Annotated in this window: 15 protein-coding genes and 1 pseudogene; all 16 read left to right on the top strand. The window is 62.7% G+C overall.

Annotated elements, in window-relative coordinates; genetic code table 11:
- Positions 1 to 1,264: pseudogene (gene leuC, locus VM94_RS24315) on the top strand (3-isopropylmalate dehydratase large subunit); the annotation flags it as partial.
- Between the two features lie 68 nt (positions 1,265 to 1,332).
- On the top strand, positions 1,333 to 1,455 hold the full coding sequence (locus VM94_RS27980) for a lipoprotein (RefSeq protein WP_010400408.1): 123 nt from the start codon (positions 1,333 to 1,335) through the stop codon (positions 1,453 to 1,455).
- Between the two features lie 51 nt (positions 1,456 to 1,506).
- Positions 1,507 to 2,154, top strand: coding sequence for a 3-isopropylmalate dehydratase small subunit (leuD, locus tag VM94_RS24310; RefSeq protein ID WP_046685799.1), 648 nt, complete (start codon positions 1,507 to 1,509; stop codon positions 2,152 to 2,154).
- Positions 2,155 to 2,164: 10 nt separating this feature from the next.
- The gene (gene leuB / locus VM94_RS24305; RefSeq protein WP_046685798.1) at positions 2,165 to 3,235 is read left to right on the top strand and encodes a 3-isopropylmalate dehydrogenase; all 1,071 of its coding nucleotides are present in this window, start codon (positions 2,165 to 2,167) and stop codon (positions 3,233 to 3,235) included.
- Between the two features lie 45 nt (positions 3,236 to 3,280).
- Positions 3,281 to 4,408, top strand: a complete 1,128-nt coding sequence (gene asd, locus VM94_RS24300; RefSeq protein WP_082127896.1) for an aspartate-semialdehyde dehydrogenase — start codon at positions 3,281 to 3,283, stop codon at positions 4,406 to 4,408.
- A 244-nt stretch (positions 4,409 to 4,652) separates the two neighbouring features.
- Entirely contained in the window at positions 4,653 to 7,124 is a 2,472-nt protein-coding gene (locus tag VM94_RS24295; protein ID WP_235433011.1) for a FimV/HubP family polar landmark protein, read from the top strand.
- Between the two features lie 46 nt (positions 7,125 to 7,170).
- A complete protein-coding gene (truA, locus tag VM94_RS24290) occupies positions 7,171 to 8,001 on the top strand; it encodes a tRNA pseudouridine(38-40) synthase TruA (protein WP_185982128.1) in 831 nt (276 codons plus the stop codon).
- A gap of 21 nt (positions 8,002 to 8,022) precedes the next feature.
- Complete coding sequence (locus VM94_RS24285) at positions 8,023 to 8,706, top strand: phosphoribosylanthranilate isomerase (protein ID WP_046685794.1); 684 nt, start codon at positions 8,023 to 8,025, stop codon at positions 8,704 to 8,706.
- The gene (gene trpB / locus VM94_RS24280) at positions 8,699 to 9,949 is read left to right on the top strand and encodes a tryptophan synthase subunit beta (RefSeq protein WP_138829015.1); all 1,251 of its coding nucleotides are present in this window, start codon (positions 8,699 to 8,701) and stop codon (positions 9,947 to 9,949) included. The genes VM94_RS24285 and trpB overlap by 8 nt, the downstream gene beginning before the upstream one ends.
- A gap of 84 nt (positions 9,950 to 10,033) precedes the next feature.
- Positions 10,034 to 10,831, top strand: a complete 798-nt coding sequence (trpA, locus tag VM94_RS24275; protein WP_046685793.1) for a tryptophan synthase subunit alpha — start codon at positions 10,034 to 10,036, stop codon at positions 10,829 to 10,831.
- Between the two features lie 197 nt (positions 10,832 to 11,028).
- A complete protein-coding gene (accD, locus tag VM94_RS24270; protein WP_010400390.1) occupies positions 11,029 to 11,901 on the top strand; it encodes an acetyl-CoA carboxylase, carboxyltransferase subunit beta in 873 nt (290 codons plus the stop codon).
- A gap of 101 nt (positions 11,902 to 12,002) precedes the next feature.
- A complete protein-coding gene (folC, locus tag VM94_RS24265) occupies positions 12,003 to 13,301 on the top strand; it encodes a bifunctional tetrahydrofolate synthase/dihydrofolate synthase (protein ID WP_046685792.1) in 1,299 nt (432 codons plus the stop codon).
- A 24-nt stretch (positions 13,302 to 13,325) separates the two neighbouring features.
- Positions 13,326 to 14,315 carry an SPOR domain-containing protein gene (locus VM94_RS24260; RefSeq protein ID WP_046685791.1) on the top strand — a complete coding sequence of 330 codons (990 nt, stop codon included), beginning with the start codon at positions 13,326 to 13,328 and terminating at the stop codon, positions 14,313 to 14,315.
- A 20-nt stretch (positions 14,316 to 14,335) separates the two neighbouring features.
- Positions 14,336 to 14,824: a CvpA family protein gene (locus VM94_RS24255; RefSeq protein WP_046685790.1), complete on the top strand. Its 489-nt coding sequence runs from the start codon at positions 14,336 to 14,338 to the stop codon at positions 14,822 to 14,824.
- Between the two features lie 38 nt (positions 14,825 to 14,862).
- Positions 14,863 to 16,386, top strand: a complete 1,524-nt coding sequence (gene purF / locus VM94_RS24250) for an amidophosphoribosyltransferase (protein WP_034750508.1) — start codon at positions 14,863 to 14,865, stop codon at positions 16,384 to 16,386.
- Between the two features lie 109 nt (positions 16,387 to 16,495).
- On the top strand, positions 16,496 to 17,737 hold the full coding sequence (locus VM94_RS24245) for a cystathionine gamma-synthase family protein (protein ID WP_046685789.1): 1,242 nt from the start codon (positions 16,496 to 16,498) through the stop codon (positions 17,735 to 17,737).
- The last annotated feature ends 49 nt before the right edge of the window (positions 17,738 to 17,786 follow it).

The following is a 17,786-nucleotide window of genomic DNA, read 5'->3' as shown; positions in this document are numbered from 1 at the left end:
GGCCCGCCAGCCGTGGCGCATTTCCGCCAACCTGGCCGTGGCCGACCATAACGTGCCCACCACCAGCCGCGTGGACGGCATTGCCGATCCGGTCTCGCGCCTGCAGGTGGAAACCCTGGACAAGAACGCCAAGCACTACGGCTTGACCTACTTCAACATGAACGACAAGCGCCAGGGCATCGTGCACGTGATCGGCCCCGAGCAGGGCGCGACCCTGCCCGGCATGACGGTCGTCTGCGGCGATTCGCACACGTCCACGCATGGCGCATTCGGCGCGCTGGCGCACGGCATCGGCACGTCCGAAGTGGAACACGTGCTGGCCACGCAGACCTTGCTGCAAAAGAAATCCAAATCCATGCTGGTGCAAGTCGACGGCGTACTGCCGGCCGGTGTGACGGCGAAAGATATCGTGCTGGCCATCATCGGCAAGATCGGCACGGCCGGCGGCACGGGTTACTGTATCGAATTTGGCGGCTCGGCCATCCGCGCGCTGTCGATGGAAGGGCGCATGACGGTGTGCAACATGGCCATCGAGGCGGGCGCGCGCGCCGGCATCATCGGCGTCGATGACACCACCATCAATTACGTCAAGGGCCGTCCGTTTTCGCCGGCTGGTCCGCACTGGGAGCGCGCCGTGGCCTACTGGCGCACCCTGCATTCGGACCCGGGCGCGCGTTTCGACCTGGTCGTCACGCTCAACGCGCAAGAGATCGAGCCGCAAGTGACGTGGGGTACGTCGCCGGAAATGGTCATCGGCATCGATGGCCGCGTGCCGGACCCGGACAACGAGAAAGACAGCGTCAAGCGCGATGCCATCGAAAAGGCCCTCGTCTACATGGCCCTGAAACCGAATACGCCGATCACCGACGTGCGCATCGACAAGGTCTTCATCGGTTCCTGCACCAATTCGCGCATCGAAGATTTGCGCGCGGCCGCCGCCGTGGTGCGCGGCAAGTACCGTGCATCGAACGTGACCCTGGCGCTGGTCGTGCCAGGTTCCGGCCTCGTCAAGGACCAGGCGGAACGCGAAGGCCTGGACCGCATCTTCAAGGATGCCGGTTTCGAGTGGCGCGAACCGGGCTGTTCCATGTGCCTGGCCATGAATGCGGACCGCCTGGAGCCCGGCGAACGCTGCGCGTCGACCTCGAACCGCAACTTCGAAGGCAGGCAAGGGCAGGGCGGCCGTACCCACCTGGTGTCGCCCGCGATGGCGGCCGCGGCGGGCATCGCCGGCCACTTTGTCGACGTGCGGGGATTGCGATGACGGCAGGGACTGGCGCCGCTGGTTTACACTAGCGGTCTCAGTCCCATCTTTCTTATCGAGAACTCATCATGAAAAAACTCTTCGCCCTCCTCATCGCCACCGTCATCCTGTCTGGCTGCAACACCGTCTCCGGCATCGGCCGCGACGTGCAGAAAGTCGGCCAGGTTGTCACTGGCGCCGGCGGAAAATAAACCGTGACGTGCGGGCGCACTGCGCCGCGCGTCTTACCGAGTAGAAACAGCATGGATAAATTTACGATTTACGAAGGCCTGGTGGCCCCGCTGGACCGCGCCAACGTCGACACCGACGCGATTATCCCGAAGCAATTCCTGAAATCGATCCACCGCAGCGGCTTCGGCCCCAACCTGTTCGACGAATGGCGCTACCTCGACCATGGCGAACCGGGCCAGGACAACAGCCGCCGCCCGCTGAACCCCGAGTTCGTGCTCAACGAGCCGCGCTACCAGGGCGCTTCGATCTTGCTGACACGCAAGAACTTCGGCTGCGGCTCCTCGCGCGAACACGCGCCGTGGGCCCTGGATCAATATGGCTTCCGCGCCATCATCGCGCCATCGTTTGCCGACATCTTCTTCAACAACTGCTACAAGAACGGTTTGCTGCCCATCGTACTGTCGGAAAGCCAGGTCGAGCACCTGTTCAATGAAGTCAAGGCTTTCCCCGGCTACAAGCTGGTGGTCGACCTGGAACAGCAGTGCGTGCGCACCAGCAACGGTTCCGTCTCGTACCCGTTCGAGATCGACGCCTTCCGCAAATACTGCCTGATGAATGGCCTCGACGATATCGGCCTGACCCTGCGCCACGCCGACGACATCCGCGCCTTCGAAGAACGCCATTTGAACAATCAGCCCTGGCTGGCCAACGTTATCTAAAGATCACTCCATGAAAATTGCAATCTTACCCGGCGACGGGATCGGTCCTGAAATCGTCGCGCAAGCCGTCAAGGTCTTGAATGTGCTGGGCGAATCGTTCGAACTGGAAACGGCACCCGTGGGCGGCGCCGGCTATGCGGCCCATGGCCACCCTTTGCCGGAAGCCACCCTGGCGCTGGCGAAAGCGGCCGATGCCGTGCTGTTCGGCGCCGTGGGCGACTATAAATATGACAACCTGGAGCGCCAGTTCCGCCCGGAACAGGCGATTCTGGGCTTGCGCAAGAACCTGGGCCTGTTCGCCAATCTGCGTCCGGCCATTCTGTACCCGGAACTGGCGGGCGCCTCGACCCTGAAGCCGGAAGTAGTGTCCGGCCTGGACATTTTGATCATCCGCGAATTGACGGGCGACATTTATTTCGGCCAGCCCCGCGGCGTGCGCGAGTGCCCGGACGGTCCGTTCAAGGGCCAGCGCGAAGGCTTCGACACCATGCGCTATGCGGAAGGCGAAATCCGCCGCATCGCCCATGTGGCTTTCCAGGCTGCGCAAAAGCGCGACAAGCGCCTGACCAGCGTGGACAAGGCGAATGTGCTGGAAACCTTCCAGTTCTGGAAAGACATCGTCACCGACGTGCACAAGGAATACCCGGACGTGGCGCTCGACCACATGTATGTCGACAACGCGGCCATGCAGCTGGTGCGGGCGCCGAAGAAATTCGACGTCATGGTGACCGGTAACATGTTCGGCGACATCCTGTCGGATGCGGCCGCCATGCTGACGGGCTCGATCGGCATGCTGCCGTCGGCCTCGCTGGACGCCAACAACAAGGGCTTGTACGAGCCATCGCATGGTTCGGCGCCCGATATCGCGGGCAAGGGCATCGCCAATCCGCTGGCGACGATCTTGTCGGCCGCCATGATGCTGCGCTATTCGCTGAACCGCGAAGAGCAGGCGGACCGGGTGGAAGCCGCCGTCAAGCAAGTGCTGGCGCAGGGCTTGCGCACGGCCGACATCCACGAAGCGGGCACGACTTTGGTCGGTACCGAGGCCATGGGTGATGCAGTTGTAAAAGCACTGGGATAAAATAGTCTAATGACGGCAGTCGCCGTCTCATCTTGAGGAATGGTAATGAAATTAGTTGGCTTGGTAGGTTGGCGCGGTATGGTCGGTTCGGTCCTGATGCAACGCATGCAGGAAGAGGGCGATTTCGCCCACATCGAACCGGTGTTTTTCACCACTTCGAACACGGGCGGCTCGGCGCCGGCCATGGCGAAGAATGAAACCATCCTGAAGGATGCCAACAACATCGCCGAACTGTCCAAGTGCGACATCATCATTTCCTGCCAGGGCGGCGACTACACGAGCGCCGTCTTCCCGCAGCTGCGCGCCAGCGGCTGGAATGGCTACTGGATCGATGCGGCCTCGACCTTGCGCATGGAAAAAGACGCCGTCATCGTGCTCGACCCCGTCAACCTGCACGTCATCAAGGATGCGCTGGGCAAGGGCGTCAAGAACTATATCGGCGGCAATTGCACCGTGTCGTGCATGATGATGGGCCTGGGCGGCCTGTTCCAGCACGATTTGATCGACTGGATGACGTCGATGACCTACCAGGCGGCATCGGGCGGCGGCGCGCAGCACATGCGCGAACTGCTGACGCAGTTCGGCACCATCAACGGTTCCGTCAAGGCGCTGCTGGACAACCCCGCTTCCGCCATCCTGGAAATCGACCGCCAGGTGCTGGCTACCCAGCACGGCTATTCCCCGGATGAAATCAAGCAGTTCGGCGCGCCGCTTGCCGGCAACCTGATCCCGTGGATCGACAAGGACCTGGGCAACGGCCAGTCGAAGGAAGAGTGGAAGGCGGGCGCGGAAACGAACAAGATCCTCGGTCGCGGCATCGATTTCGGCACCAAGGAAATTCCCGTCGACGGCCTGTGCGTGCGCATCGGCGCCATGCGCTGCCATTCGCAAGCCTTGACCATCAAGCTGAAAAAAGACGTGCCGCTCGATGAAATCAACGACATCATCGCCAGCAACAATGAATGGGTGAAATTCGTGCCGAACACGCGCGAAGCGTCCGTGCGCGACCTGTCGCCGGCGGCCGTGACGGGCAGCCTGACGATTCCCGTCGGCCGCGTGCGCAAGATGAGCATGGGCGGCGAATACCTGTCCGCGTTCACCGTGGGCGACCAGTTGCTGTGGGGCGCGGCCGAGCCGCTGCGCCGCATGCTGCGTATTTTGCTCGACGCGTAATCGCCACAAATTGCTGATCAAGATCAAGCCGGGGCTGTTTTCCCGGCTTTTTTTTCGTCCCGAGCCCGTCAAGGCTCAACCATGCGGAGCTTGCATAGCTCTGGGCATGATGATATGTTGATACCTCTGGAAAAGTAACAGTTTTCCCATGTCAACTAAGATGCCGCCAACTATGCCTGTACACACTCGTCCCCGGGTCGCCTCCCTTGCCATTAAAACACTCAGCAGCGCTGTCGCCTGTGCGGTGTTGTTGTCACCGGCGGCATCCGCAGCCGAGCTGGGCAAGATCACGGTGCTGTCCGCCGCCGGCCAGCCGTTGCGCGCCGAGGTCGAATTGTCGGCCGTCAAGCCAGGCGAGGCGACCAGCCTGCTGGCCAAGCTGGCGCCGCCGGACGCCTACCGCCAGGCCAACGTGGAATTCAATCCCGCGCTAAATGCCTTGACGTTTGCCGTGGAAAACCGCAATGGCAAGCCTTTCATCCGCATCAGCTCGGCGCAGCCGGTGGCCGAACCGATGGTCGATCTGTTGCTGGAGCTGAGCAGCAAGAGCGGACGCCAAGTACGCGAATATGCGTTCGTGCTCGATACGCCGGAAGCGCGCCAGACGCGCGGCGCGCAAGTGACGGCGCCGGCCGAGCCGGGCAAAGGCAAGGCGGCGGCCGAAGCTGCCCCAGCCGCGGCGAAGAAGCCGGCCGGGGAATACAAGGTCAGGACGGGCGATACCCTGAGCCGCATCGCCAGCGAACTGAAGCCTTCTGGCGTGTCGCTCGACATGATGCTCGTGGCCCTGTACCGCGCCAATCCCGACGCCTTCAAGGGCGAGAACATGAACCGCATGCAGGCCGGGCGCATCCTGGCCGTGCCGGGCGCGGACGCCGTGCGCGCCACCGGTGCGGCTGAAGCGAAGGGCATCGTGACGGCGCACGCCATCGATTTCGAAGCCTACCGCAACAAGCTGGCGGGCCAGGTGTCGCAAAGCAAGCCGGCCAAGGCGGCCGAAGCGACGCAAAGCACGGCCGGCAAGATCGGCGCGACCAAGGTGCAGGAAAAGCCGACGGCCGTGAGCGAGTCGCAAGACAAGCTGAAACTGTCGAAGGCGGAACCGGCGGCCAAGTCGGCCGGCAAGAGCGCCGTGGCCAGCGAGGAAGACAAGATCGCCAAGGCGAAGCAGGTCGATGAAGCTGCTGCCCGCGTCAAGGAGCTGGAAAAGAACGTCAGCGACCTGGAAAAATTGATGGCGGTCAAGAGCAAGGCCATGGCAGACAAGAGCGCTCCGGCGCCCGCCAAGCCGGCCGAAGCTGCCGCCAGCGCATTGGCAAGCTCGCCGGCTGTTGCCAGCGTGCCAGCCGAAGCGCAGCCGCCCGTTCCCAAAGCGAAACCGGTGCCGCTGGTGAAAAAACCATCGCCGCTGGAACCGACCATCACCGACAAGATCAATGACCACCTGGGCGCCATCGGCATCGGCATCGCCGCGCTGCTGGCTGCCGTGGCTGCGCTGGTGATCGCGCGCCGCCGCAAGGATGCGCCGCCTGCGCGCGAAGACGTACCTCCCGTGTTCGAGCCGGAGCCGCCTGTCGCGCCGCCGTCAGGCCTGGCGCCGGAAGACCAGCAGTCCGAAGCGAGCAATCACCTGTTCGGCACGGGCGCCGCCGCTGCCGGCGTGGCTGCCGCAGCGGGCGCCAGCATGCTCGATGCGAATGAAACGGATCCGGTCGCCGAAGCGGACGTGTATATCGCCTACGGCCGCGATGGCCAGGCGGAAGATATCCTCAAGGAAGCCTTGCGTATCCACCCGGAACGCCATGCTGCCCGCTTGAAGCTGCTGGAAATCTATTCGGCCCGCAATGACGTGCGCGCGTTTGAAGACCAGGCTAGCGAGCTGTACAGCCTGACGCGTGGCCAGGGCGAAGAGTGGCCGCAAGCGGCCGCGCTGGGCCTGGCGCTCGACCCTACCAATCCCCTGTATAGCGATACGGAAGACGACGCCGTCGTCAGCCTGAGCAAGGCTGCCGGCAACGACGTGCATGGCCAGAGCATGGATTTGCCTGACGAGCCAGCCGCGCCGCTGGCCGACCTGGCGCCGGCCGAGTCCGTGTCTTCCGTGACGGCCCGCGATGCGCGAGATCCCCTCGACTTTGACCTCGACAGCCTCGATTTCGAGCCCGTTTCCACCGGCGACCCGATCGTCATGCCGGGACCGGACAGCAAGCCCGTCTCCGCCGCGCAGGATGCGCAGTATGACGCGAGCATGGATTTCGGCCTGGACCTGGAGCCGCCAGCCGGCCCCGTGAATGGCGTGGGCGCCGGCTTGACGCCGTTGCCTGATCCGCTGAAGGATGTCGACCTGGCCCATTTCGACCTCGACGAGCGCGTGGCGCCGGCTGCCGCGCCGGTCGCGGCGGCCGAGCCTTCCCTCGACAGCCTGTTCGACGACGCGCAAACGCCAGCCACCTTGCCGGAAGCCATACCGCCGGCACAGGAGTTCGACCTGTCCGGCATCGACCTGGACCTCAACGATGGCAAGACGGCCAGCGCGGGCGTGGACGATCCGCTGTCGGCCATCCACATGGAAATGGATACCAAGCTGGACCTGGCGATCGCGTACCAGGAAATTGGCGACAAGGAAGGCGCGCGCGAACTGATCGATGAGGTCATCAAGGGCGGTAGCGAAGAGCAGGTTGCGAAAGCCAATACCATGCGCGCGCTGTTGAGCTAGCAGTGCCCGCCGGTGCGGCAGGCTGCCGCGCCGGTATAATGCTTCGATGCAAAATATTACGACAGCAACGCCATTGAAGCGTATCGTCCTCGGCCTGCAGTACGACGGCACGGCCTGGCATGGATACCAGAAACAGGAAGACGGGCAAACGGTGCAGGACCAGCTGGAAAACGCGCTGGAACAGTTTGCCCGCGTGCGCCTGGCCACCACCTGCGCTGGCCGCACGGATACGGGCGTGCATGCGCTCGAGCAAGTTGTGCATTTCGATACGGAACTGAACCGCGACGTGCACTCATGGGTGCGCGGCGTCAACGCCTTCCTGCCGAAGTCCATCGCCGTGCGCTGGGCCAGGGAACTGGAAGGCGATCCGACTGTCAATGACTTCTTCCACGCCCGCTTCAGCGCCCGCGCGCGCACCTATCATTATGTGTTGTACAACAACGCGACCCGCTCGCCGCTCGTGGAAGGGCGCGCCGGCTTCTTTTTCCGCCCGCTGGACGTGGAACTGATGCGCCAGGCCGTGCAGCCGCTGCTGGGCTGGCATGACTTCACGGCCTTCCGCGCCGCGCAATGCCAGGCCAAGTCGCCCGTCAAGCTCATGCATGACATCCGCATCGAGCGGCGCGGCGATTGCGTCATTTTTACGATTACGGCCAATGCCTTCCTGCACCACATGGTGCGCAACCTCGTTGGTTCGCTCGTCTACATCGGCACGGGGCGCGAAAAGCCGGACTGGCTCGGCCATCTGCTGGAAAGCAAGGACCGCCACGCGGCCGCGCCCACCTTCATGCCGGACGGCCTGTACCTGGCGCAGATCGATTACGATCCGAAATGGGAACTGCCGCAAGACAGCAGCAGCGCCTTGCCCTGGTTCTGACGTTTACTTCAAGGAAAAGCCATGCCACGCACACGCATCAAGATCTGCGGCCTGACCCGCGCCGAAGATATCCAGGCCGTCGTGGCGGCGGGCGCCGACGCCATCGGTTTCGTGTTTTATCCGAAAAGCCCCCGCTACGTGACGCCTGAACAGGCCGCCAGCCTGATCGCGGCCATGCCGCCGTACGTGACGACGGTGGGCCTGTTCGTCAACGCCACGCTGGACGAGGTGCGGGCAACGAAAGCCGTGGCGCCCTTGTCGCTGCTGCAATTTCATGGCGACGAGACGCCCGAACACAGCGCCGCGCTGGCTGCGGCCGTGAATACGCCGTTTACGCAAGTGTTCCGCGTCAAACCCGACACCAGCTTTGAAGATTTGCTAGAATACGAACAGCGCTATCGCGCCGCCAGTCCCTTGTTTGCCAGCCTCTTGCTGGACACCTATGTGGATGCTTATGGCGGTGCAGGAAAGGTATTTGATTGGTCCCTCATTCCAGAAGAACTCGCGCCTCGGGTCGTTTTAAGTGGTGGCTTGAGCGTACAAAACGCGACTGACGCAGTGGTGCGCGTGCGCCCTTACGCCGTCGACATCAGCAGTGGTGTCGAAGCGTCCAAGGGCATCAAGGACGCGTCCCGAGTCCGCGCGTTTATCGCCGCGGTGCAGGATGCCGATGCCATCATTGCCAGAGGAAACAACCATGAATGACCACACCACAGCGCCCGGCGCAGCCGCCGCATTGTTCCACGCCACCGATTACCCGTTTCCCGACCTGCGCGGCCACTTCGGCCCGTACGGCGGCTCTTTCGTTGCCGAAACGCTCACGCATGCGCTGGCCGAGCTGAAAGACGCCTACGCCCGCTACAGCGTCGATCCGGAATTCCTCGAAGAGTTCCGCTATGAGTTGAAACACTTCGTCGGCCGTCCATCGCCGATCTACCACGCCAAGCGCTGGTCCGAGCTGGCCGGCGGTGCGCAAATCTATTTCAAGCGCGAAGACTTGAACCACACGGGCGCGCACAAGATCAATAACGTCATCGGCCAGGCTCTGCTGGCCAAGCGCATGGGCAAGCCGCGCATCATCGCCGAGACGGGCGCCGGCCAGCACGGCGTGGCCACGGCCACCATCTGCGCCCGCTTCGGCCTCGAATGCGTGGTCTACATGGGCAGCGAAGACGTCAAGCGCCAGGCGCAGAACGTGTACCGCATGAAATTGCTGGGCGCGACCGTCGTGCCCGTCGAGTCCGGTTCCAAGACCCTCAAGGATGCGCTGAATGAAGCCATGCGCGACTGGGTCACCAACATTGAAAACACCTTTTATATCATCGGCACAGTGGCAGGCCCGCACCCGTATCCGATGATGGTGCGCGACTTCCAGTCCGTGATCGGCGAGGAATGCCTGGTGCAGATGCCGGAAATGACGGGCCGTCAGCCCGACTACGTGCTGGCCTGCATCGGCGGCGGCTCGAACGCCATGGGCATCTTTTACCCATATATCGACCAGAAAGAGGTAAAACTGATCGGCGTGGAAGCGGCCGGCGAAGGCCTGGACACGGGCAAGCATTCGGCCTCGCTGACGGCCGGTTTCCCGGGCGTGCTGCACGGCAACCGCACCTATCTGCTGCAGGATGAAAATGGCCAGATCATCGAGACGCACTCCGTCTCGGCCGGCCTCGACTATCCTGGCGTGGGACCGGAACACGCGTGGCTGAAAGACTCGGGCCGCGCGCAATACGTGTCGATCACGGATGACGAGGCCTTGCAGGCGTTCCACGACTGCTGCCATATCGAAGGCATCATCCCGGCCCTGGAATCGTCGCACGCGCTGGCCTACGCGGCCAAGCTGGCGGCCACCTTGCCGAAAGACCAGATCGTGCTGGCCAACCTGTCGGGCCGTGGCGACAAGGACATGCATACCGTGGCGGAGCGCATGGGATTGAATTTCAGTTAAGCAACTGACATCCCATTAACGCGTAGGTCGGATTAGCGCGCAAGCGCGTAATCCGACATTCCTCACCGATAAAGAAAGCATCCCATGTCCCGTATCGCCACCACCTTCGCCAACTTAAAATCCAACAACAAGACCGGCCTGGTCACCTTCATCACCGCCGGCGACCCCGGCCCCGACGCCACCGTGCCCCTGATGCACGCACTCGTCGAGGGCGGCGCCGATGTGCTGGAACTGGGCGTGCCGTTTTCCGACCCCATGGCCGAAGGTCCCGTCATCCAGCGCGCCTGCGAGCGGGCCTTGAAATTCAATGTTGGCATCCACGACGTGTTCGGCTATGTGCGCCAGTTCCGCGAGACGAACCAGACGACGCCCGTGGTGCTGATGGGCTATGCCAACCCCATCGAGCGCATCGGCAGCGCCGCCTTTATTGCAGCGGCGCAAGCGGCCGGCGCCGACGGCGCCATCGTCGTCGATTATCCGCCGGAAGAGTGCGAGGAATTCGCGGCCGCCATGCGCGAAGCGGGCCTCGACCTGATCTTTCTGCTGGCACCCACCTCGACGGAAGAGCGCATCGCGCAAGTGGCCAAGGTGGGCGGCGGCTTCAGCTATTACGTGTCGCTCAAGGGCGTCACGGGCGCCGGCAACATTGATACGCAACAGGTGGCCGAGCGCCTCGCGGCCATCCGCCAGCATGTAAAATTACCCATCGGCGTGGGCTTCGGCATTCGCGATGGGGCCACGGCCAAGGCTGTTGCCAAGGTGGCCGACGCTGTCGTCATCGGCAGCCGCATCATCCAGGAAATTGAAAATGCCCCGGAAGGCGGTGCCGTCGACGCCGTGCGCAGCTTTACGGCAGGCATCCGCGCCGCACTGGACGCCTGAGCAAGCTTGTTGTTTACGCAAGCTCGGGTGGCGGCAAAGTTCGACAGCCCGGCGATAAACGGCTACACTTCGGCCACTGATTTGCCTGTTATTGTGCAATAGATAAAATTTTTGGTAGCGCCCTGCGGGGTGTCGCCGTTTACCGTCTGCCGGGGGCGTCCACCGACGCTACCCCTACAAGGGCCCAAGGAGAAAATATGAGTTGGTTGGAAAAACTGCTGCCACCGCGCATCCAGCGTTCTGATGCCGCCGCGCGCAAGACCATGCCGGAAGGCCTGTGGGTCAAGTGCCCGTCGTGCGAAGCCGTGCTGTACCGTACGGACCTGGAATCGAATTTGCACGTGTGCCCGAAATGCGACCACCACATGCGCATCCGCGCGCGTGAACGCCTCGACAGCCTGCTCGACGCGGGCGGCCGCTATGAAATCGGCCAGGAAATCCTGCCTGTCGATACCTTGAAATTCAAGGACAGCAAGAAATATCCTGACCGCCTGAAGTCCGCCATGGAAGCGACGGGCGAGACGGATGCGATGGTCGTCATGGGCGGCGCCATCATGAGCCTGCCGGTGGTCGTGGCGTGCTTCGAATTCGAATTCATGGGCGGCTCCATGGGCTCCGTCGTGGGCGAGCGCTTCGTGCGCGGCGCGCAAATCGCGCTGGAACAGAAAGTGCCGTTCATTTGCATCACCGCCACCGGTGGCGCGCGCATGCAGGAAGGCTTGCTGTCCTTGATGCAGATGGCAAAAACCACGGCCATGCTGACCAAGTTGTCCGAAAAGAAACTGCCATTCATCAGCGTGCTGACCGACCCGACCATGGGCGGCGTGTCCGCCTCGTTCGCCTTCATGGGCGACGTGGTCATCGCCGAACCGAAAGCGCTGATCGGCTTTGCCGGCCCGCGCGTGATTGAAAACACCGTGCGCGAAAAACTGCCGGAAGGCTTCCAGCGCGCCGAGTTCCTCGTCACCAAGGGCGCCGTCGACATGATCGTCGACCGCCGCAAGATGCGCGAAGAAATCGCCCGCCTGCTGGCCTTGTTGCAAAACCAGGCCGTGGAAGTGCTGGCGTAACGCCAAAGTATCAGGCCGGGCGGTGTCCTGCGGACCCGCCCGGTTGCCAAGCAATACCGTCTCCGCGCTTCGCGCACTGTCTCCTCATCAAGAAGTCTCCCATGCAAAACCTCCCCACCACCTTGCCGGACTGGCTCGCCATGCTGGAAACCCGCCATTCGGAAACCCAGATCAACATGGGCCTGGACCGCGTGCAAGCCGTCAAGGCGCGCATGCAGCTGGCTTTTACTTGCCCCGTGATCATGGTGGCGGGCACGAATGGCAAGGGTTCCACCTGCGCCATGCTGGAATCCGTACTGTTGCGTGCAGGCTACAAAGTGGGGCTGTACATCAAGCCGCATTTTCTCGATTTTAACGAGCGCGCCCGCGTGCTGGGCGAGATGGCCAGCGACGAACAGATCGTCGCCAGCTTCCAAGCCGTTGAAGCCGTGCGCGGCGACACGCCGCTGACGTATTTCGAATTCACCACCCTGGCGATTCTGCATCTGCTGTCGCAGGCCAAGCTGGACGTGGCCATCCTGGAAGTGGGCCTGGGCGGGCGCCTGGACGCCGTCAACGTGATCGATGCCGACGTGGCCATCGTCACCAGCGTCGATATCGACCACACGGATTACCTGGGCGACACGCGCGAAGCGATCGGCTTTGAAAAGGCGGGCATCTTCCGTCCGGGCAAGGCGGCCATCTGCAGCGACCCCGTGCCGCCGCAGTCGTTGATCGATCATGCCGAGGCCATCGGCGCCGACCTGTGGCTGATGGGCCGCGATTTCAACTATTCGGGCGACAAGCAGCAGTGGAACTACGGCGGGCGCGAGCAGCGCCGCAATTCGCTCGCGTATCCAAGCTTGCGCGGCGCCAACCAGATCCTCAATGCGACGGCCGTGCTGGCCGCGCTGGAAGTGCTGAAGCTGAAACTGCCCGTGGGCGCGCAGGAAGTGCGCACGGGCCTCGTGACGGTGGAACTGCCGGGCCGCTTCCAGGTCTTGCCTGGCCGCCCCAGCGTGATCCTTGACGTGGCGCACAATCCCCACGCGGCGTCGGCGCTGAACCAGAACCTGGGCAACATGGGTTTCCATCCGTATACCTATGCCGTGTTCGGCTCCATGCAGGACAAGGATATCGATGGCGTATTGGCCGCGATGAGCGAACACGTCGACCACTGGTGCCTGACGAACCTGCCTTCGCCGCGCGCGGCCACGGCTTCCGAGCTGGCCGCCAAGGTGCAGATCATGCTCGAAGATAAGCCCGACAGCAGCGAACATACTGTGTCTATTTTCGATGATCCGGCACAAGCTTTTGCAAATGCAATGAGCCGGGCCGGTGAGAATGATAGAATTGTGGTCTTTGGTTCTTTCCTCACCGTAGCCGGCGTGATGAAGGCCCGAAAATCCTCACTTCACTGAAACGCACTCGACTGAAAATCACGCATGGGCTTGTTCTCGAAACTGTTTAAAAACAAGCAAGAATCCTCTGGCGAAGACAGCGGCTTTTATGTCCCTGGCGAAGCACAGTCGCCGACCCGCAAGCGCGCAGCCAACACGGCCGGTGGCGGTGGATCGCGCCGTGGCGGCAAGGAAGCGCCGGACCCGGTCTTGCCTGAAAAAAAGCGCGCACGTCGCCGCCTGGTCGGGGCCATTGCCCTGGCCCTGGGCGTGGCTGTCGGCTTGCCGATGCTGCTCGACTCCGAGCCGAAGGCGCCGTTCAACGATATCGCCATCGACATTCCGTCGAAGGAAAAGGCCGTCGCGCCTGCACCGGCGCCCGTGCCGGCCGTTCCGGCCCGGGCCGCGGCAAATGGCCTGGACCAGTCCGAGGAAATCGTCGACGCGCCGCTGCCGCCTGCGGCCAAGCCGACCCCTGCACCGACACCGGCACCCGTGCTGGCGGCCGCCCAGCCTGCACCGGTCAAGCCGACCTATGTGGAACCGAAACCCGAGCCCAAGCCTGAACCCAAGCCGGTCAAGGTGGAGCCGAAACCGGAGCCGAAGCACGAAACCAAGCCCGAGCCGAAACACGAGTCCAAGCCCGAAGCCAAGCCTGAGCCCAAGCATGAAGTAAAGCCGGAAGCCAAGCCTGAGCCGAAGCCTGCCAAGCCGGCGCAATCGGCTGACGATGCCGCGCGCGCGCTGGCGATCCTGGAAGGCAAGCCGCAAGAGAAAGCACAGGACAAGGCGCACGACGCCGGCAGCGGCAAGTTCGTGGTGCAAGTGGCGGCCCTGGCGACGCAGGACAAGGTCGATGAATTGCAGGACAAGCTGCGCGATGCGGGCATCAAGTCGTACACGCAGAAAGTCTCCAGCCCGGCGGGCGAACGCATCCGCGTGCGCGTGGGGCCGTTCGGCAGCCGCGAAGACGCTGAAAAGACCCGCGCCAAGCTGCAAAAGCTGGGCCTGGGCGGCAGCCTGGTACCGGCGTGATGTTGCAAGGCTGAATCGGCGTGACGATCTTCGATTACCTGGTGCTGTTCGTGCTGGTGACGTCCGTGCTGATCAGCATGATGCGTGGCCTGGTCAAGGAAATACTGTCATTGGTCAGCTGGATCGTGGCCTTCGTCATTGCCAACGCCTATGGCGCCACCCTGGCGAAATTCCTGCCGGAAGCCGTGCCGGGCGAAGCCATCCGTTTGCTGCTGGCTTTCGTTGTGCTGTTCATCGGCGTGCGCATTTTGATGGGATTGCTGTCCATGACGGTCGACGCGCTCGTCAAGGTAACGGGCCTGAGCCTGGCCGACCGCACCCTGGGCACCCTGTTCGGCGTGGCGCGGGGCCTTGTGATCGTGCTGACCGCCGTCATCTTGTGTGGGATGACGTCCATACCGCAGCAGCCATTCTGGAAAAACGCGCAGCTCAGCCCGCTCGCGGAGCAGGGCGCGCGCGCCATCAAGCCTTATCTGCCTGCCGCTTACGCGCAGCATGTGAAATTTTGAATTTTTTTAAAATCAGTAGCACAGTTTAGGAGCACACCATGTGTGGCATCGTCGGCGTCGTTTCCCATCAACCTGTCAATCAATTGCTCTATGATGCATTGTTGCTCCTGCAACATCGCGGTCAGGACGCGGCTGGGATTGCGACCAATCACAGCAGTATGTTTTCCATGCACAAAGCCAATGGCCTCGTGCGTGACGTCTTCCGTACGCGCAACATGCGTTCGCTGCAAGGCACGACGGGCATCGGCCATTGCCGTTACCCGACGGCCGGTTCGTCGAGCGAAGAGGAAGCACAACCGTTCTATGTGAATGCGCCGTTCGGCATCACGCTGGCGCACAATGGCAACCTGACCAACTGGGAACAGTTGAAGCTGGAAATGTTCAAGAACGACCGCCGCCACATCAATACCGATTCCGATTCGGAAGTGCTGCTCAACGTGCTGGCGCATGAAATCCAGGAAGCGACGACGGGCCTGAACCTGGACCCGGAAGCCATCTTCAAGGCCGTTACCGTGCTGAACCGCCGCGTCAAGGGTGGTTACGCTGCCGTCGCGCAAATCGCCGGGGTGGGCTTGCTGGCCTTCCGCGACCCGCACGGCATCCGTCCGTTGTGCCTGGGCATCAATGAAACGGAGCAGGGTCCCGAATACCTGATCGCTTCCGAATCCGTGGCCCTGGAAGGTATGGGCTTCCGCTTCGTGCGCGACATCGGTCCCGGCGAAGCCGTCTTTATCGATGCCGACAAGAAATTGCACAGCGCCCAGTGCGCCGACAATGCCAGCCTGAACCCTTGCGTGTTCGAATTCGTCTACCTGGCCCGTCCCGACTCCGTCATCGACGGCGCCTCCGTGTACGCCACGCGCCTGAAAATGGGCGAATACCTGGCCGAGAAGATCCGCGCCGAGTTGCCAGGCGTGCATATCGACGTGGTCATGCCGATTCCCGATTCCTCGCGTCCGGCCGCCATCCAGCTGGCCATGGCGCTGAACATCGAGTACCGCGAAGGCTTCATCAAGAACCGCTACATCGGCCGCACCTTCATCATGCCGGGCCAGGCGGCGCGCAAGAAATCCGTGCGCCAGAAGCTCAACGCGATCCCGTCCGAATTCAAGGATAAAGTGGTGCTGCTGGTCGACGATTCCATCGTGCGCGGCACCACCAGCCGTGAAATCGTACAGATGGCGCGTGAAGCGGGCGCGACCAAGGTCATCTTCGCTTCGGCCGCGCCACCGGTGATCTACCCGAACGTGTACGGCATCGACATGCCGACGCGCGACGAGCTGATCGCCTACGGCCGCACGACGGAAGAAGTGTGCCGCGAAATCACGGCCGACTACCTGGTCTACCAGGATATCGGCGCGCTGAAGCAGGCGATCGCCGACGTCAACCCGGCACTGACCAATTTCGAGGCGTCGTGCTTCGATGGCGTCTACGTGACGGGCGACGTGTCGCAGGAATACCTGGACCGCCTGGAATATGCGCGCCACCATCCGAAGGCGGCAGCGCCCGAAGATACGCCGCGTTCCCAGCTGAACCTGAACCTCGCTACTACCGAGGCTTGATACTAGGCCCGGCTATTGCCGGGCTTTTTTTTCGGGGTCAGACCCGCTGGGTCTGACCCCAGCACTTGCCTTGGATTAAGCGGCAAGACGAGTATTTGGAACTTCCACCATGACCACCAAAAAAAACTACGGCTTCACCACCACCATCCTGCATAACGACCGCCGCAAGGGCATCGAGCACGGCTCGCTGCACAAGCCCGTGCATACTTCCGTTGCCTTCGGTTACGCCGATGCGCGCCAGCTCGCGTCCGTGTTCCAGGGCAAGGAGCCGGGCTTCCGTTATGGCCGCCAAGGCAACCCGACCGTCTCCGCGCTGGAAGACAAGGTCAACAAGATGGAAGACGGCGTGGCGACTTTGTGCTTCGCCACCGGCATGGGCGCCATCGGCGCCGTGGTGCAATCGCTGTTGCGCGCCGGTGACCATGTCGTATCGTCGGCCTTTTTGTTTGGCAACACCAACAGCCTGTGGCAAACGGTGACGGGGCAGGGCATAGCCGTGTCGTTCGTCGACGCCACCGATGTCGCCAACGTGGCGGCCGCCATCACGCCGGCCACGCGCATTGTGTTTGTGGAAACCATCGCCAATCCCCGTACGCAGATCGCCGACCTGGCAAGGATCGGCGACTTGTGCCGGGAGAAGGGCATTTTGTATATCGTCGACAACACGATGACGACGCCATATCTGTTCCGCCCGAAAGCCGTGGGCGCGGGTCTGGTGGTCAATGCCTTGACGAAATCCATCGGCGGCCATGGCAATGCGCTGGGCGGCAGCTTGACGGACACGGGCGTGTTCGACTGGACGCGGTATCCGAACATCTTTGAAAATTATAAAAAGGCGGCGCCCGCCCAGTGGGGCATCGCGCAAATCCGCGCCAAGGCCTTGCGCGACTTCGGCGCTTCGCTGGGGCCGGAAGCGGCGCACCATATCGCTGTCGGCGCGGAAACCATGGCCTTGCGCATGGACCGCACCTGCTCGAACGCCCTGGCGCTGGCGACCATGCTTGCCGCCGACCCGAGAGTGGCGGCCGTGCACTACCCGGGCCTGGCGTCGCACCCGCAGCACGCGCTGGCGACGGACTTGTTCCGCAGCTATGGCTCGCTGTTCAGCTTTGAGCTGAAGGATGGCATCGACTGCTTCGATTTCCTCAATCGTTTGAATTTGGCTATTCCAGCGAGCAACCTGGGCGACACGCGCACCCTCGTCATTCCCGTCGCCCACACGATTTTCTACGAGATGGGTGCCGAGCGCCGCGCCAGCATGGGCATCGCCGAATCCCTGATCCGCGTGTCGGTGGGCATCGAAGATGAGGCCGATCTGCTGGAGGATTTCAGCAGTGCGCTGGATGCATAAGCAGCCGCGCACCATGTAAAAAGGGCCGCGACAGTCATGCTGTCGCGGC

This window comes from Janthinobacterium sp. KBS0711 (genome assembly GCF_000988085.1).
In the GTDB taxonomy this organism is placed as follows: domain Bacteria; phylum Pseudomonadota; class Gammaproteobacteria; order Burkholderiales; family Burkholderiaceae_D; genus Janthinobacterium; species Janthinobacterium lividum_E.
Note: the sequence above shows the minus strand (reverse complement) of the source record. Positions and strands in the feature narration are given on the sequence as shown.

Bases quoted from the DNA above. Each gene is read 5' to 3' on its own strand.
- VM94_RS27980 (WP_010400408.1), top strand. From the start codon at position 1,333: ATGAAAAAACTCTTCGCCCTCCTCATCGCCACCGTCATCCTGTCTGGC.
- leuD (WP_046685799.1), top strand. From the start codon at position 1,507: ATGGATAAATTTACGATTTACGAAGGCCTGGTGGCCCCGCTGGACCGC.
- leuB (WP_046685798.1), top strand. From the start codon at position 2,165: ATGAAAATTGCAATCTTACCCGGCGACGGGATCGGTCCTGAAATCGTC.
- asd (WP_082127896.1), top strand. From the start codon at position 3,281: ATGAAATTAGTTGGCTTGGTAGGTTGGCGCGGTATGGTCGGTTCGGTC.
- truA (WP_185982128.1), top strand. From the start codon at position 7,171: ATGCAAAATATTACGACAGCAACGCCATTGAAGCGTATCGTCCTCGGC.
- VM94_RS24285 (WP_046685794.1), top strand. From the start codon at position 8,023: ATGCCACGCACACGCATCAAGATCTGCGGCCTGACCCGCGCCGAAGAT.
- trpB (WP_138829015.1), top strand. From the start codon at position 8,699: ATGAATGACCACACCACAGCGCCCGGCGCAGCCGCCGCATTGTTCCAC.
- trpA (WP_046685793.1), top strand. From the start codon at position 10,034: ATGTCCCGTATCGCCACCACCTTCGCCAACTTAAAATCCAACAACAAG.
- accD (WP_010400390.1), top strand. From the start codon at position 11,029: ATGAGTTGGTTGGAAAAACTGCTGCCACCGCGCATCCAGCGTTCTGAT.
- folC (WP_046685792.1), top strand. From the start codon at position 12,003: ATGCAAAACCTCCCCACCACCTTGCCGGACTGGCTCGCCATGCTGGAA.
- VM94_RS24260 (WP_046685791.1), top strand. From the start codon at position 13,326: ATGGGCTTGTTCTCGAAACTGTTTAAAAACAAGCAAGAATCCTCTGGC.
- purF (WP_034750508.1), top strand. From the start codon at position 14,863: ATGTGTGGCATCGTCGGCGTCGTTTCCCATCAACCTGTCAATCAATTG.
- VM94_RS24245 (WP_046685789.1), top strand. From the start codon at position 16,496: ATGACCACCAAAAAAAACTACGGCTTCACCACCACCATCCTGCATAAC.